General features: G+C 35.2%; 11 protein-coding genes. 6 read left to right on the top strand and 5 right to left on the bottom strand.

Features of this window, described 5'->3' with window-relative positions; genetic code table 11:
• Positions 1 to 122 precede the first annotated feature (122 nt).
• Positions 123 to 2510, top strand: coding sequence for a T9SS type A sorting domain-containing protein (locus IPN31_15775; GenBank protein ID MBK8683333.1), 2388 nt, complete (start codon positions 123 to 125; stop codon positions 2508 to 2510).
• A gap of 439 nt (positions 2511 to 2949) precedes the next feature.
• On the opposite strand, the gene IPN31_15770 is transcribed toward IPN31_15775, so the two are convergent.
• The 5 genes from IPN31_15770 to IPN31_15750 all read right to left on the bottom strand — a co-directional run bounded on the left by IPN31_15770 (position 2950) and on the right by IPN31_15750 (position 9214).
• The gene (locus IPN31_15770) at positions 2950 to 4137 is read right to left on the bottom strand and encodes a DUF1624 domain-containing protein (GenBank protein ID MBK8683332.1); all 1188 of its coding nucleotides are present in this window, start codon (positions 4135 to 4137) and stop codon (positions 2950 to 2952) included.
• A 255-nt stretch (positions 4138 to 4392) separates the two neighbouring features.
• Positions 4393 to 4818, bottom strand: a complete 426-nt coding sequence (locus tag IPN31_15765; GenBank protein ID MBK8683331.1) for a hotdog fold thioesterase — start codon at positions 4816 to 4818, stop codon at positions 4393 to 4395.
• Positions 4819 to 4862: 44 nt separating this feature from the next.
• Positions 4863 to 6665 carry a gliding motility-associated C-terminal domain-containing protein gene (locus IPN31_15760; protein ID MBK8683330.1) on the bottom strand — a complete coding sequence of 601 codons (1803 nt, stop codon included), beginning with the start codon at positions 6663 to 6665 and terminating at the stop codon, positions 4863 to 4865.
• An 11-nt stretch (positions 6666 to 6676) separates the two neighbouring features.
• Positions 6677 to 7963, bottom strand: a complete 1287-nt coding sequence (locus IPN31_15755; GenBank protein ID MBK8683329.1) for an insulinase family protein — start codon at positions 7961 to 7963, stop codon at positions 6677 to 6679.
• Between the two features lie 6 nt (positions 7964 to 7969).
• Positions 7970 to 9214 (bottom strand): insulinase family protein, encoded by a 1245-nt coding sequence (locus IPN31_15750; protein MBK8683328.1) that lies wholly within the window; start codon positions 9212 to 9214, stop codon positions 7970 to 7972.
• A 206-nt stretch (positions 9215 to 9420) separates the two neighbouring features.
• Between IPN31_15750 and IPN31_15745 the strand changes: the two genes are divergently transcribed.
• The 5 genes from IPN31_15745 to IPN31_15725 all read left to right on the top strand — a co-directional run bounded on the left by IPN31_15745 (position 9421) and on the right by IPN31_15725 (position 17260).
• Positions 9421 to 10032 (top strand): superoxide dismutase, encoded by a 612-nt coding sequence (locus tag IPN31_15745; protein MBK8683327.1) that lies wholly within the window; start codon positions 9421 to 9423, stop codon positions 10030 to 10032.
• Positions 10033 to 10714: 682 nt separating this feature from the next.
• A complete protein-coding gene (locus IPN31_15740) occupies positions 10715 to 11326 on the top strand; it encodes a TetR/AcrR family transcriptional regulator (GenBank protein ID MBK8683326.1) in 612 nt (203 codons plus the stop codon).
• Positions 11323 to 12657, top strand: a complete 1335-nt coding sequence (locus IPN31_15735; protein ID MBK8683325.1) for a TolC family protein — start codon at positions 11323 to 11325, stop codon at positions 12655 to 12657. The genes IPN31_15740 and IPN31_15735 overlap by 4 nt, the downstream gene beginning before the upstream one ends.
• A 10-nt stretch (positions 12658 to 12667) precedes the next feature.
• Positions 12668 to 13789 (top strand): efflux RND transporter periplasmic adaptor subunit, encoded by a 1122-nt coding sequence (locus tag IPN31_15730; protein MBK8683324.1) that lies wholly within the window; start codon positions 12668 to 12670, stop codon positions 13787 to 13789.
• 57 nt (positions 13790 to 13846) lie between these two features.
• On the top strand, positions 13847 to 17260 hold the full coding sequence (locus IPN31_15725; protein MBK8683323.1) for an efflux RND transporter permease subunit: 3414 nt from the start codon (positions 13847 to 13849) through the stop codon (positions 17258 to 17260).
• Positions 17261 to 17287 lie beyond the last annotated feature (27 nt).

Here is a 17287-nt window from a genome sequence, read left to right as displayed (position 1 = left end):
ACCACCCATGTATTTTGACCTAGACTTTTAACTAATCGCCCTCATCTATTACAGTACTTTTAAAATCTCAAAACCAAACGCATCAAAAAATTGAAGCCGTATTTTTTGATTAAACCTTACTTATGAAATTATTTTTTACTCTGTTTTTTATTGGAGTTTCTGTTGTAGTATTTGGACAGTTGGGATCTTTAGCTTGCGCAAACGCATATGTGCTTGGGGTAAATGCCACTTGTGTTAATTCTAGTTTTGAAAATAATCAAGATGGAACATTAGCAATTGGCTCAGTTGCTTCTTGTGCAGTTGGCAGTAGTTATCAAGATATATGGTTTTGCTTTTTTGGGACAGGAAATAATGTTACCATAGAAATAAGTCCACCTGCTAATATTAATAGAAGGAAAGATGCCACATTAGCCGTTTGGGGAGATTGTTCATTTACATCTCAATTAGCATGTACGAATGTAGCTAATAATACTACAGGAAATGTAACTATTTCTACCACTTTAGGAGCTGAGTATTATATACAAATACAACGAAGGAGTGGCAATGCATCAGGTTCAGCCAATAATACTGATCAACATGGATTTATTTGCTTATATGGAACTGTAATTCGTCCTTTAAATGATGATCCTTGTAATGCAGAAGACCTTACTGTTTATAACAAATGTGATTTTCAAATATCTAATAATTTAAATGCAAGTGTAACTATTGTTGCATCGCCTGGCTGCGGTGGAATACAATTTTATGATACTTGGTATAAATTTACAGTTCCTGTTTCAGGGAGGGTGGAAATTAATACCTATGCAGGAACACTTACTGATGGTGCAATGGCTATTTATTCAGGAACATTGTGTTCTGCCTTAACGCTCTTGCAATGTAACGACGATTACTCTGCAACTGAATATATGCCCTACATCTACAGAACTGGTCTTACCCCCGGAGCAACTATTTGGGTGCGTGTTTGGGGATATGGTGGAGCACAGGGCTCATTTGAAATTTGTGTTACAGAAGTAAATATCCCGGGAGATAATCCATGTACTGCTTCATCATTACCGGTAAATACGGATGGTTGTGATTATACAACATGGAATAATATAAGTGCCACAAATACAACTGGCAGTATTATTCCGGCAACACCATCTTGTGCAGGCATATATTCAGGAAAAGATGTATGGTATAGCCTTACTGTTCCTGCAAGTGGAAATATCGGAATAAATACTCTTGAAGGAACATTATATGATGGTGCCATTTCTGTATATAAAAGTTCAGGCACCTGTTCAGGAACATTAACTGAAATACTTTGTGAAGAGGATGAAGATGAGCTATCTGGATATTATATGCCCAATATTTTTATAGATAGTACAGATCATTTACTAAGTCCAGGTTCTACGCTATGGGTTCGTTTTTGGGGTTATGGAGGGGCTTTGGGAACGTATAGTATTTGTGCTGCAGAAGTTGCAAATCCGAGTACTAATCAGGATTGTGATAATACAAAACAATTATGCGCATCCACTACTTTAGCAGATAATAATTTTGGCTCCGGTTCTGCTGATTTAACTTTAAGTAACAGAGGTTGCCTGTTAGGTAATGAACATCAATCTGCATGGTATGGAATTCAATTTGAAACTGCCGGTACATTTACTTTTTCAATAGATCCAATTGTGGCAAGTGATTTTGATTTTGCTGTTTGGAAAGTAGATCCAATAATTGTTGGTGATACCGGATTATTGCCTTGTCCTCCGGATACAGAACCCATCCGTTGTTCATGGGCATCAGGTGAGGGTGCAACAGGATTAAATTCTATAGCCACAGATATTAGTGAAACAGATGTATGTTCTACATGCGATGGTTGGGTTTCTGCAATTGATGTAGAAGTAGGTCCGGTATATTATATTATGGTAGATAATTATACTGCGAATTACGGTGGGTTTAATATTATGTTTAGCGGTACATCAGAAATAAATTGCTTTACACTTCCTATCACCTTACTTTCATTTACGGGTTATGCAATGGGTTATGAAAATTTATTGAACTGGAGTACAGCATCTGAATTAAATAATGATTATTTCGAAATTCAGAAATCAACCAATGGGAAAGATTTTACAGCATTTGGAATTGTAAATGGTGCTGGTAATTCATCGGAAACAATTGAGTATTCTTTTATTGATAGAACACCATTTCCAGATATCACTTATTATCGTTTAAGGCAAAATGATTTTAATGGACGTCATGATTATTCAAATATTATTGCAATAGCAAATGATGCATCTGATTATTTTAATGTTTTTCCTAATCCTTCTATTGATGGCAATATCAATGTTTCTTTTTCAAGTTATAGTCAAGCAGAAATTAATGTAGGAATTTATACAATCAGCGGTCAGGAAATATTAATTGATAAAATAAAAGATCCGCAAGATTTTAATCAACGCAATTATCAATTACCTGCAAAAGGAATTTATACCGTAGTTGTTTCCGCAGGTTCGTTTTATGAAGTGAAGAAAGTGGTTTATTAGAATGGACAATTGACAGTGGACAATTGACAATGAAAAAAGTTTCAAGTTTTGGGTTTCAGGTTTTGAGTTTCGTGTTTCAAGTTATAATCCTCATCACTGATTATTCATCACTCATTTATTCATCATTGTCTGAATCTCTGATTAATCAGATTACTCTGATTTCACAGATTCTTAAATTTCTTTATAATCGATAAAATATTCAGTGTAATCTTTTAATCCATGTAAATCTGTGATTCAGAAAAAAATCTCATCACTGATTATTCATCACTCCTTAATTCACTATTCACCATTCACTATTCACTAATTGGCTATTAGCAAAATAACTTTGACTATTGACTTTAAAAATTGACAATTGACAGTGGACAATTGACAATGAAAAAATTCATCACTGATTATTCATCACTCATTTATTCACTATTCATCATTCACCATTCACCATTCACAAATAAGACAGCCACCATTTTTCTCGGTGATTTGATTTATAGTTATTATACCATTTGCAAATAGGAAATGTAACCAACACTACAAATATCCAAACGAGATAAGTAATTCCTAAACTAAAACCATAACCCGCTAATGCAGGATCCTTAGTTGGGAACCTTTCTAATAAAAACGTTTGCCATCCGTATCCTGTTAGTTGTGCAGCTAACATGGCAAAGAGATGAATTAGGTACACATGCAATATGTAAAAAAACATAGGTACTCTTCCAAAAATTATCAAGTTATCGGTGATTTTATTTTTTAAATTTTCTGTATATGCAAGAAATAATAATGCTGGCCCAAGGGTCATAAATAAATACAACATGGAAGGTGGATATTTACTTACATTTAAAAACGAAAGGAATTGAATCAGTCCACTTCCTTCAGTAACTCTTGGATCAGGGTCACCATAAAAATTAATGAAGCGGACTAGAATAAATAATGCTATTGCAACTAATCCGGTGAGTCGCAAAATTCTTTTTCTGATATCGGCATCAAAATCACTTGCGTATAATGCACCGAGACAATATCCTAAACTCATTACACCTACCCAAGGAATAAGCGGATACACAAGTATGATTGTACTATTTCCAATTGCATTTGGGAATATTTCGAACTGATGTAATACTGCCCATACTGCTTTCCATCCGGGTTGTGTAACAGTAATTCCATCTAACAAATTATGACCGACAATCAGTACTAATCCAAACCAAAGAATGCCACGAAAGGGTAAATGAATAATTGCAGCCATACATACCATACATAATCCAATTGCCCAGATAACTTGTAAGGTGATAATTGAAAAATGAATATTAAAAAACCATGCAAAATTCATTACGGTAAACTCTAAAAACATTAACCAGAATCCTCGCTTCAACAGAAAGGAAGATACTTCTGCTTTACCTTTTCGTTTGCCAACAATGTATATTGAAGTACCGGCAAGAAAAATAAAAATAGGTGCGCAGTAATGTGTAATCCAGCGAGTGAAAAATATGGCGGCATTTGTTTGTGCTAAATCTAATGGGTCAAACAAAAATGAATCAGCATGAAAATAATCACGCACATGATCCAATGCCATTAAAACAATTACGATGCCTCGCAACAAATCAATAGATTCGAAACGCTTGGCCGTTACAAGAGTATGCATTCTTGATTTGGGTTTAAAGTGAAATCAAATTTAAACGAATAATTTAAATAGGAAACTGAATACTCTAATACTTAATGCTGAAGAAACCAATTGCCAATTTCATATTATTCACTTCTATTTGTTAACAATTTTTAAGCAATGGTTAAATTTATATTTAATATTGCCGTCGGTGATAATTCCGCTGCCGGGGAGAAATTTAAAAAATTTCATTACGGGGGTAAGATCTTGGCAGCGGGTTTTTATTTTACAAAGAAATTAACGCAGTTTTATCATCACTGTTAATCTTGAAATACAAGTTAGCTTTTTGCGCTCGCTATAAATTTTTATCTCCCACACATGTAGTGTTTTCCCTAATTGAATTGGCTTGCAAATACCGGTAACTAATCCTTTATTTACAGGGCGAAGATGATTGCAATTTATTTCAATACCTAAGGTTAAATATTTACTGTGATCCACCACCATTGCACTTGCCATACTTCCTAAAGTTTCTGCCAGAACTGCATTTGCACCACCGTGTAAAATATGATAAGGTTGCCATGTGCGATGATCTACAGGTAACGTGGCTTTAATAAAATCCTCACCTACTTCAGTAAATTCCAATCCAATATGGGCTCCCATAGTATTTGCATTTAATAGTTGCAATGGCTGCAACGAAAGATTTTTATCAAACCAAATAGACATGAATAATTATATAATTTGAATGTGAAATTATTTAATGATGGCTATTATTTCACCACAGTTACATTACCTTTTTTTATTACCGCTTGTCCGTTGGTGGCGGTGAAAGTAATTACATAAGCATAAGTACCTACCTGCATTGTTTTACCATTAAATTTTCCATCCCAACCAATATCTATATCCGTGGTTTCAAATAATATCTTGCCATATCTGTCGAAAATTTGCATAGAATAAGTGTCTTCCATACCATTTAAAATCACAGGCTTAAAAAAATTATTTACGCCATCAGGGGCAATCGCATTAGGTACATAAATACGTGGACTTAATTCTAAGCAAAGTGTATTTGAAAAACTACTGAGTTGTTCGCTGATATTAATGTCGGGTAAATCCAATTGATATACTGCCTCCATCTGATAACAAATTTGTTCTGCTTCATTTAAAAAATCAACAACATTATCTGTATAACTAATTTGATCCGGAGTGAATGTAGAAATCAAATTCATTCCCGCTCCATCATCCCGATATAAATTATAATGCAATACAATGCCGTTTGAAATTTCAAATAAATTCCAATCTATATCATTAGTGAAATCCGGTTGATTATTTCCTCTTAATAAAATGGTGCGGGCATACCCGGAATAGACTTGATTATTACAAGCATCATTCACAAAAGACTGATAGTAATAACTGTTCGCCGATGGATCCGGACTGAAGTCAGTGTAGTTATAAGTAAACGGAACACCACCCGGGAAAGTAGCAACACTTATAGTAAGATAACTGAGATTATCAGTACTGCGCTGCACACTCAGGTTTTCAATATTGCCATCCGTATCCGGATAAAATTGTGTAAAAATGTCGTTGTTTTCATTCACCGTTGCATTGCGAATATGATAGTAAGAAACCGGCTGATAATTTTCAATAATAAATCCTCTTGTATTCGATTCTGAAATTGCAGTACCATCAGCACGCAATGCACGAATAATAAATGCATATATATATCCGTCGTCAAATTCCGGTCCGCTATAAATATAACTTGTGGTAATTGGAGGAAGTGTTGCCACTGTAACTGCACCACTGCCATCATCATCCAACAACACTTCATAGGCACTTACGCCGGGTGTCCATGTATCGTATAAATTCCAATAGAGATAAATGGAATCGGTACATACTTCCCATTCATTGGTTAATAAAATTGTGTGATGCGAGTTATTATTAAATGGTCCGACATTGCCACAACTATCTCGTGCAGCAATTGTATATGTTTCTACTTGTGCAGCAGGCAATGCTAAATAATCTGTATAGGTAGTTGTAAATCTTCCATACACAGTATCTATTGGAGTGAAGCCACCAATATCCCGATAGATAATATAAGATGTGGTTTCGGGTGATGGACTTGGGAACCAATTAATTTGCACATTGACTCCCGTAACTACTGTTACATAATCTATTTCAGGAGCTATGGGATCAAGGTTATCTAAAGTATCTGAAAGTGTAATTGTATATCCCGGACAATCATATACTGCTTCTATATAATAATACCATGTTGTAATAGTGCCGTCTGCTCCTACATGCGTATAGAAAAAAGAAGAATAAGTAGGAATAGTTGTAAGTAAAGTATAAGGTCCGGTAAGTGTATTACTAGCGTAAATATTATATTCAACAAAGCTTCCGCAAGCTTCTATTGTGGGGCTCCATACAATAACCACATCGCCATCTATTTCATTATAGGCACATAATAAATCTACCGGAGTTGTAGATTGTGCGGAAACATGTAATGCATTTAAAAGGAATACAATAATAATTGCAATCCCGTTTTTGCTTTGCTTATATATTTTTGAAATATTTTGCATGGTATGCAAAGTTACGTTTTAGGTAAATTGCCACATATCACTTCTTTCATTTCTTCCTTCACCAGATATTTGTTTGCCATCACTTGTATCTGTTCGGGTGTAATTGTTTTCAATGTATTTACGAATGCATCGTAATAAGAAGTATCCATGTTATTTAATACAAGATTCTTAATAATGTTAATCCGGTTAAACGGCCCATCCGTTGCCCGCAGTATGCTTCCCATCATATAATTGCGCACAATTGACAATTCTTCGCTACTCACTTTTTCGTTGCGCAGCAAATCCATTTCTTTATAAATTTCTTCTATCGCATCTTCACAAACTTCATTACCTACTTCGGTATTTATTTCCATATAACTTGCATGGCGGTTATGTGAAGTTGTAGCATGAATTCCATACGTATATCCTTTTTCCTCACGAATATTACTCATCAGTCTGGAACCGAAATAGCCACCAAAAATTACCATCATAATATTATAGGATAAGAAATCCGGATGCGTTCTTGGAATTGCTATTTTACCAATGCGAATGGATGATTGTACTGATTCAGATAATTGTTTATAAACCTTTTTTTCGGAGGATGTTTCTATTGCAATAGTATTTTCTAATGCATCTTTTTTATGCAATTGTATTTTACCATAATGTGTATTCAGAGTATCAATGATATCATCACTTACATTTCCAGAAATAAAAATTGCGGTAGGTGCATTTTTATAATGTTGTTGATGATATTGTTTTAAAACATCTGTATTTAAATTATCTAATATACTATCATCCACTGCATAACCATACGGATGTGTTTCGCCGAATAATACTCTGTGAAAAGCACGATTTGCATAGAAGTCTGTATTCTTTTCACTGATGCGCAGTTTTTGTTTTTGTCGCTGAATCATCATTTCCAATTCTGGTTCCGGGAAAGATGCTTCTTGTAATATTTCTATCACTATCGGTAGAATAGTATCTAAATGTTTCTTCAAACAAAACACTACAATTCCGGTGGAGTCTTGACCATTTATAAAATCCAAATCACCACCATAAAATTCGATAGCATCTGCAATTTGTTCAGCAGTTTTTTGGAGTGTGCCTTTGCGCATCATTTGCAATACAGTTCTCGCAGTTGCAGGTTGTGTTTCATACCAACGACCTGCATTAAAACGCCATTCTATTTTTATTACTTCTTCTTCCACACCATCCACAATATATACAGGTGTGTTATTAGAAAGTACGGTTGTTTTAAAATTATTTATTTCCAACCTGTCTATCAGTTCTAATGCAGGTGGGTCTTTGCGATTCAGCATATGTAATTATTTTTTAGATTGTGTTCCGTAATATAAAGTGCTGCATCGTTGTGGTTGAAATAAATATTCAGCAGCATTGCGCACATCTTGTTGAGTTACATTTTCAAACCTTTCCAATTCCTGATTTATTAATGCAGCATCTTCCAACATCTCGGCAGTAGCGAGTCCTTGTGCTTTACTTAATACAGAAGTATAACCACCTGCAATATCAGTTTCAATCATATTTTTTGTGCGTTGCAACTCTATGTCTGTAATATTTGCAGAAATAATTTTTTCAATTTCTTCTGCAATACCTTTTTCTGCAGCGTCATAAGAAATACCATCTGCTAATTTTCCGCTGATGATAAACATGCCTGTATCAATGCTGCCACTTACATACGCACTTACGTCTGTAAATAATTTCTTTTCCATTTTTAATGATTGATAAAAGCGAGAAGATTCTCCTGTGCCTAAAACATCACTTAATAAATTCTGCGGATAATATTCTTTATCTGTTCTGCCAGCCATTTTATATACTTTATAAATCAGATCTACAGGAACATCTTTTCTGATATCTGAAAAGCGGGATTCTGTTTGCTCGGGTTCTTGCGCAATCATTTTTTCACTTAATTTTTCTGCAGGGATTTCACCAAACCATTTTTCTGCTAATGCAAAAGCAACCTGAGATTTTATTGCACCGGCAATTACAAGTATGGCATTATTTGGTCGGTACCATTTATAAAAAAAATCTTTTACGTCCTGCAATTTTGCATTTTGAATATGTGCTAAATCCAATCCGATTGTTGGCCATTGATAAGGATGAGAATGATATACTAATTTTCTTACCTGATGCCATAAATCACCGTAAGGACGATTGATATAATGTTCTTTAAATTCTTCGCACACCACATTGCGTTGCACATCAAGAGAACGTTTGCTGAAATCCAATTGCAACATACGATCACTCTCTAACCACAATGCAGTTTCAATATTAGATACAGGTAATATATCGTAATAGTTAGTAAGATCATTTGTAGTAAATGCATTATTTGTTCCGCCTGCTAATTGCAATGGAGTATCGTATTCGGGAATATTTGCAGAACCACCAAACATTAAATGTTCGAATAAATGTGCAAAGCCCGTATGCGTTTTTTCTTCATTGCGTGCCCCCACTTTATACAACACATTCACCGCAGCAAGTTGTGTTGTAAAATCTTCATGTGCAATTACCGTGAGGCCATTGCCCAGAATAGTTTTTTGAAAATGAATCATGCTGTATTTAAAATTGAGTTGCTGATAAACGGAAATTACTTTCACTTGTAATTAACAGAAGTAAAATTAATGGTTTAGAAATTGGTGGCTTCGCAATGCATTTATTTTGTATTCTATAATTCGTTCTGTTGATTTTGAACATATACCTTTATACCGTGTTGAGTAATTATAACTGAAAATTTTTTCACAATTTAAAAAATAAATATATGGCCTTTACATTACCGGCGCTTCCTTATGCATTCGATGCTTTGGAGCCCAATATTGATGCAAAAACAATGGAAATTCATCATGATAAACATCATGCAGGATACACCAACAATCTGAACAAAGCAATTGAAGGAACAGAGTGGGATAAGAAAAGCATTGAAGAAATATTAGCCAACGTTTCTAAAATAAGTACAGCAGTGCGCAACAATGGTGGTGGCTTTTATAATCACAGTATGTTTTGGGAAATTATGGCACCGAATGCCGGTGGAAAACCAACAGGAGATTTAGCTGCGGCAATTGATCGTGACCTTGGTGGCTTCGATAAATTTAAAGAAACATTTTCCGCTGCCGCAGGCACTCGTTTCGGAAGTGGTTGGGCTTGGTTATTAGTGGATCACAATAAAAAATTAGTGGTAACATCTACACCAAATCAGGATAATCCATTGATGGATATTGCAGAAGTAAAAGGTACACCAATTTTAGGAATTGATGTTTGGGAACACGCCTACTATTTGCATTATCAAAATCGCAGACCGGATTATGTTGGCGCATTTTACAATGTAATTAACTGGAATAAAGTAGCTGAGAATTATGCGAAGGCATTGAAATAATTATACCTTCAATTTAATAAAAAGTCCCTGCGATGATTTCATGGCGGGGGCTTTTTTTTTCAATGGACAGTTGACAATTGACAATTGACAGTTGACAATTGACAGTGGACAATGCAAAAAACTTAGACTATTGACTTTGACTAATAAGTTTCGGGTTTCAGGTTTCAAATTATAAATTATCGTTCGTCTACTCATAATGTTTTCTTCTCAGATTGTTCCTTCATTCTACTTTCTACCTTCCACATTCTTAATTCACTTCGCCCTCGCTTTGCGTCCTTTGCGTATTTTTCCTTTGCGGTCTTTGCGGTAATTTTTTCCCTATTCACCATTCACCATTCACCATTCACCATTCACTATTTTTTACCGCAAAGACCGCAAAGTTTTTTTGAGATATAAAAAAATGCAGCCACGAATGCACAAATAAAAAAGGAAACCTATTCATGCATTCGTGGCTTTTTTAGATCCATATTTACTACACACTATAAAAAACTCATTACTGATTACTCATCTCAGATTGTTCCTTCATTCTATATTCCTAATTCCTCATTCCTAATTCTTAATTCCTCATTCTTAATTCCTAATTCCCCTCCTCTTCCAAACGTTAAAGTTTCTAAAAACTCCGGAAACTTTTAAACCATTTATCGTTTCCTGTGTTTTTCTGTTCTAATTTCGCACCCGCAAAATGACTATTGAAGAACAAAAAATATTAGAGCGATGTGAACGTCTGTTCTTGCGCTATGGTGCAAAAAGTGTTACAATGGATGATGTGGCAAGAGATCTGGTTATTTCAAAAAAAACACTGTATCAGTATTTTACAAGTAAAGACGAATTAGTGCATAAGGTAACGGCATTTCATTTTCAACATCACAACGAAGTAGTAAATACAATATATGCCACTTCTCAGGATGCTATTTCTGAAATGTTACAGATAACAGAATGGGTAACTCAACATTTAAAAGACATCAATCCTTCGCTGATATATGACCTCAGAAAATACTATCCCAAAAGCTGGCAATTATTTTTAGAGCATCGCAACACCCATGTATATAATTGTATGATCGAAAATATTCGCAAAGGGCGTGAGCAGGAATTGTACAGAGATGATTTTGATGAGAATATCATTGCATCCATTTATATCAGTCGCATGGAAATGTTGATTGATCCGCAAATATTTAAACCCGATACCTACACACTTGATCAAGTAATGCCGCAATATATTCAATATCATATTCGTGGCATTGCAACACCTAAAGGCATAAAAAAATTAGAAAAAATTAAAACAACCATTCTATGAATTATTGGAAAAAATGGAGTGCCATAATTCTGATTCCTGTTCTTATTCAAGTAAATGCATTTGCGCAGACGCAGAGTTTTACTATGGCGCAGGCGCAAGAATATGGCGTTCAAAATAACACCGATGCAAAGCGGGCTCTTCTGGATATCGAAGCAGGGGAATCCACAAAAAAATCAACAACATCTATGGGTTTGCCGCAAGTAGATTTCGGCCTGGACTACACACATTATTTAACCTTGCCAACCCAATTAATTCCGGCGGAATTTTTTGGTGGTGAACCGGGTCAGTTTGAAGAATTGCAATTTGGTACACCTGAAAATATGAATATGAATTTTTCGGCTTCACAGTTATTATTCAGCGGCCCTTATATCTATGGATTGCAGGCGGCAAAAGTGTATATAGAATTATTGCAGTACCAATCGAAAGTTACGGAAACAGATATTCGCAAAAATGTAGAGCTCGCATATTTTAATGTGTTGATATTAGATGAGCAAGCAAGATTGTTAGAAAAGGATATTGCTATCATTGAAAAAACATTATTTGAAATGGGTGAAATGTACAAGCAGGGTTTTGTGGAAGAGGTGGATGTGGACAGATTGCGTATTACAAATTCCAATTTACAAACAATGGAAAAGAATTTAGTACGCCAAAAAGAAGTGGCAAAGAACTTATTAAAATTTCAAATGGGAATGGATTTGAGTGAGGATATTATTCTCACGGATTCATTAACTACCATTCAGGATAATTTTATTTTGATGGAGAATGATCAGAACTATCTTACTCGTCCGGAATTTAATGTAGCGCAAACAAATGTGGATTTAAATGCACTGAATATTAAAGTAAATAAAGCAGCATATTTTCCCACACTTGCTTTATATGGTTCCTATTCACAAGTGGCACAACGCAATCAATTTAATTTTTTAGAGTGGGATAATCCATGGTTCGAAACATCATTGGTGGGAGTGAAATTAAGTCTGCCGATTTTCGATGGTTTACATCGCTCGGCAGCAGTGCAGGAAGCTACCATTGGTTTTAATCGTGCACAGCTTACTCAAATAGATGTAACCAGAGGAATACAATTAGAAATTTCACAATACACTTCGGAGTATTTAAATGCGCAGGAAGAATTAGAAAATCAATTATCCAATATGGAATTGGCAAATAAAATTTATAGCAGAGCATTAACAAAATATAAAGAAGGTGTGGGTTCCAGTTTGGAATTAACAGACGGAGAAACCACTGTATTTAATGCACAGAGATCATACATTAATGCACTGTATAATTTATTATCATCAAGAACTAATCTTAAAAAATCTTTAGGCTACTTATAAAAACAATCGAATGAAAAAGATACTGATATACTCAATTACGCTTATCATCCTGGCTTCTTGCGGAAGCAAAAAAACAGAAGGAGATAAGGATGCACAATTAAGTGCATTACTAAAAGAACGTGCGGCAATAGATGAACAAATAAAAACTCTGGAAGATGAAATTGCAGCGGAGGGTGGTAATGCAGTGCAGGGAAAACAAAAACTCGTGACCATTGCTGAAATAAATAAACAACCATTCACCCGCTATATTGAAATACAAGCGAAAGTGGATGCAGAAGATAATGTATTGGTAACAGCACAACTTCCGGGTATAATTAAATCTGTGTATGTAACCGAAGGGCAGACAGTTTCCAAAGGTCAGTTGCTTGCAGAAATAGATAATGAAGCGGCAAGAAAAAATGTAGAAACTATTAAAACACAATTGCAATTTGCGAAAGACATTCATGTAAAACAAAAAGCATTGTGGGATCAAAACATCGGCAGTGAAGTACAATACTTATCTGCAAAAAATAATATGGAAACTTTGGAAGCTTCTCTTGCTGCAGCAAATGAACAATTGCAAATGTCGAGATTAACTTCACCCATAAATGGTGTTGTGGATGAAGTGGATATTAAAGTTGGTCAGATTGCATCGCCGGGCATGATGGGTATTCGTGTTGTAAATATGAGTAGTCTGAAAGTTATAGGTGAAGTTTCTGAAGCACATTCGGCATCTGTACAAACAGGGAATAAAGTACTCATTTATTTCCCTGATTTGCAGCGTGAAGTGGAATCTAAAATTTCATTTACTTCCAGAGTAATTAATCAGAATAGCAGAACATTTACTACTGAAGCAAAAATTTCCAGCGATGGAATTTATAAACCGAATATGATTGCCATTTTAAAAATTGCAGATTATACAAGTCAGGATGCAATAATTGTAGATATAAATCTGGTGCAACAATCCAGTGATGCCAGTTATATTTTTGTAGCAGAACAACAAGGTGATGCATGGACAGCACAACGCCGCAGTGTTACTACCGGCAAAGTATATAACGGAAAAATTGAAATTACTTCCGGCTTACAAGAAGGCGATAAAATTATTACTCAAGGTTATCAGGAACTTGTGAATGGACAGCCAATAACGATGTAATTCGGTTTTAAAAAAAAAATTGACCAACAGCTAATTTATTATAAACATACTTCCATTATGAAAGAAGTTTTTAAAGAGTTTAAACCCTCCAGTTGGGTAATTGATAACCGCACTACAATTTTTATTATATCGCTTATCATTACCGTGTTGGGTATAACCACCTATCAGAGTTTGCCAAAAGAACTCTATCCCGATATTACATTACCTACCATTTATGTATCCACTATTTATCCCGGTTCATCACCTACGGATATTGAAAATCTGATTACCAAAGAATTAGAAAAAGAGATTGGCGCAGTAAATGGAATAAATAAAATTACCAGTAACTCGGTACAGGATTTTTCGAGTATCATGGTGGAATTTGTTTCAGGAACAGATATCAATGATGCCAATCAAAAAGTAAAAGATGCGGTAGATAAAGCAAAACCAAATCTGCCAAGTGATCTTGATCCGCAGTATGGTCCCAATGTTTTAAAAGTAGAATTTTCTGAGATACCAATCATGTTTGTAAACGTGAGTGGCGATTACGATTTGGGTACATTAAACCGGTATGCAGAATTGCTGCAGGATAAAATTGAAGAAGTACCTGAAATATCAAAAGTAGATGTAATCGGTGCGCCGGAGCGAGAGATACAAATCAATATGGATATGTATAAAATGCAGGCTTCACAGGTTACTATTTATGATATCTATACCGCCATAAGTAATGAGAATAAAATTGTTTCCGGAGGTTCTATTCGTGTAGATGAAATGCGACGCAGTATTTCCGTAAATGGTGAGTTTGATAATGTAGATCAGATAAAAAATATGTTGATTTTGAATATGCAAAATGAACCTATTTATTTGAAAGATATTGCTGAAGTAAAAGATAGTTTTAAGGAGCAGGAAAGTTTTGCAAGATTAGATGGCAAAAAAGTAATCACGCTGAATGTTATTAAAAAAAGTGGTGAGAATTTAATTGATGCATCGGATCATATTAAAACATTATTAGAAGAACTTCAACTTAAAGAATTACCATCCGATCTGGAAATTACTGTTACCGGTGATCAATCCTCAATGACTCGTACGCAATTGCAGGATTTAATTAATTCCATCATCATCGGTTTTATTCTTGTAACTCTTACCCTCATGTTTTTTATGGGAGCTACAGATGCGATGTTTATCGGTTTATCTGTGCCTCTTTCCATGTTTATTGCATTTATTGTTTTGAGTTTAATTGGTGGTGCAATGAACTTGATTGTGTTGTTTGCATTCCTGCTCGGTCTGGGAATAGTAGTAGATGATGCGATTGTTGTAATCGAAAATACACACCGTATTTTCAACAATGGAAAAGTACCTATTCGCATTGCTGCAAAGCGAGCAGCGGGGGAAGTATTTGTTCCGGTAATGGCAGGTACCTTAACCACACTTGCCCCATTCTTTCCTCTCTTATTTTGGCCGGGAATGATTGGTTCGTTTATGCGTTTTTTACCTATTACTTTAATTATCACATTAACAGCATCACTACTAGTTGCCTACTTAATAAATCCTGTATTCGCCGCAACATTTATGAAAGCGCATAATAAAGAAGATAAACCAAAACGTCGTCGTCAGTTTGTTTTCTCTGCTGTGGTTGTTGCATTCGGTTTAATCATTTCTTTCAGTGGAAATCCATTGTTGGGAAATATCATTATTACCCTTGTTGGATTTTTCTGGTTGTATAGTCTTGTATTGATTAGAGCGATAAGATGGTTCCAGGAAAAAGGATGGCCAGTTGTTCAAAATGGTTATTCCAACATTTTAAGATGGACATTAAGACATCCTGTACTTACATTCGGTGGAATATTTTTATCCTTGATTATTGCCATTGTGAGTTTGATGATTTCAAAACCGGGGGTAGAGCAATTTCCAACGGGTGATCCCAATTTTATCTATGCATATATCGTAATGCCAACAGGAACAGATCAAGCAATTACAGACTCTGTAACACAAGTAGTAGAAAAACGAATTACCAATGTGTTGGGAGAAAATAATGAGTTGGTAGAATCAGTTATTTCCAATGTTACTATCAGTGCAAGTGAAGACCCGTTTGATCAAAGTGCTTACACCAATAAAGGAAAAGTAACTGTTGCGTTTATTGAAAGTTCTATTCGTCGCAACAGAAAAACAGCACCGTATATGGTGGAATTCAGAGAAGCAGTAAAAGGAATTCCGGGTGCAGAAATAACAATAGCGGGTGAACAAAACGGACCACCACAAGGTAAGCCAATCAACATAGAAATAACTGGTGATAACTTCGATGATATCATTGCAACTTCCGGAGATGTAAAGCGCTATCTGGAATCTTTAAATATTCAAGGCATTGAAGAATTAAAAACAGATTTACAAGCAAATAAACCGGAAGTGGTAATTGATTTGGATCGTGAGCGAATGAACCGTGAAGGTGTGTCCACAAATACTGTTGGATTTGAAATAAGAAATGCAGTATATGGCTTTGAAGTTTCAAGATACAAAGAAGGCAATGATGATTATCCGATTGTGGTGCGTTACGATGAAGAACAACGCAAAAGCATTGATCAGTTAAAAGATCTGAAATTAACTTACAGAGATATTACTACGGGTAGCGTGCGTCAAGTTCCGTTAAGTGCATTTGCCGATATAAAATATTCTAGTACTTATAGCGGTATAAAACGTATTGATCAAAAACGTGTGGTAACTATTTCATCCAACTTACTTACTGGTTATGAATCGCAACAACCTGCAATCATGAATCAGATAAAAACTGCATTGGCCGACTTTGATACACCACCGGGAGTAACCATTGGATACACCGGTGCAAGCCAGGATTTTGAAGAAACAATAAGCTTTATAAGTATTGCCTGGATTATTTCATTATTCCTGCTAATTATAATTTTAGTAGCACAATTTAATTCTATTTCAAAACCACTAATTATTTTCACTGAAATTATTTTCAGCATCATTGGTGTGCTGCTCGGATATGGTCTTACGGGAATGAATTTCTCTGCAGTAATGACCGGTGTAGGTATTGTTGCATTGCTCGGTATTGTGGTGAAAAATGGGATCCTGCTTGTTGAATTTACGGATGTATTGGTGGAAGAAGGAATGAGTGTAAAAGAAGCTGTGGTAGAAGGTGCCCGAATTCGAATGACACCAGTGGTTCAAACAGCATTGTCCACTATTTTTGGGATGATACCCTTGGCAATAGGATTTAATATTGACTTCGTTGGTTTATTTACACAATTGCGTCCCGATATTTGGTTTGGTGGTGAAAATGTAATTTTCTGGGGACCACTTGCATGGACAATTGTTTTCGGACTTGGCTATGCAACTTTTGTAACACTATTAGTAGTTCCGGTAATGTATTTATTAAACGAGCAATTTAAAACTTGGCTCTACAGTAAATTTGGAATTAAAAGAACAAAAGTAATTACAGCTCCAACTCCCGTTTCAATACAGGATGTAAATATTTAATTCATATTATTATTTATAAAAGAATGC

Source organism: Bacteroidota bacterium (assembly GCA_016715425.1).
In the GTDB taxonomy this organism is placed as follows: Bacteria; Bacteroidota; Bacteroidia; order Chitinophagales; family BACL12; genus JADKAC01.
This window is presented reverse-complemented; position numbering and strand designations above follow the sequence as displayed.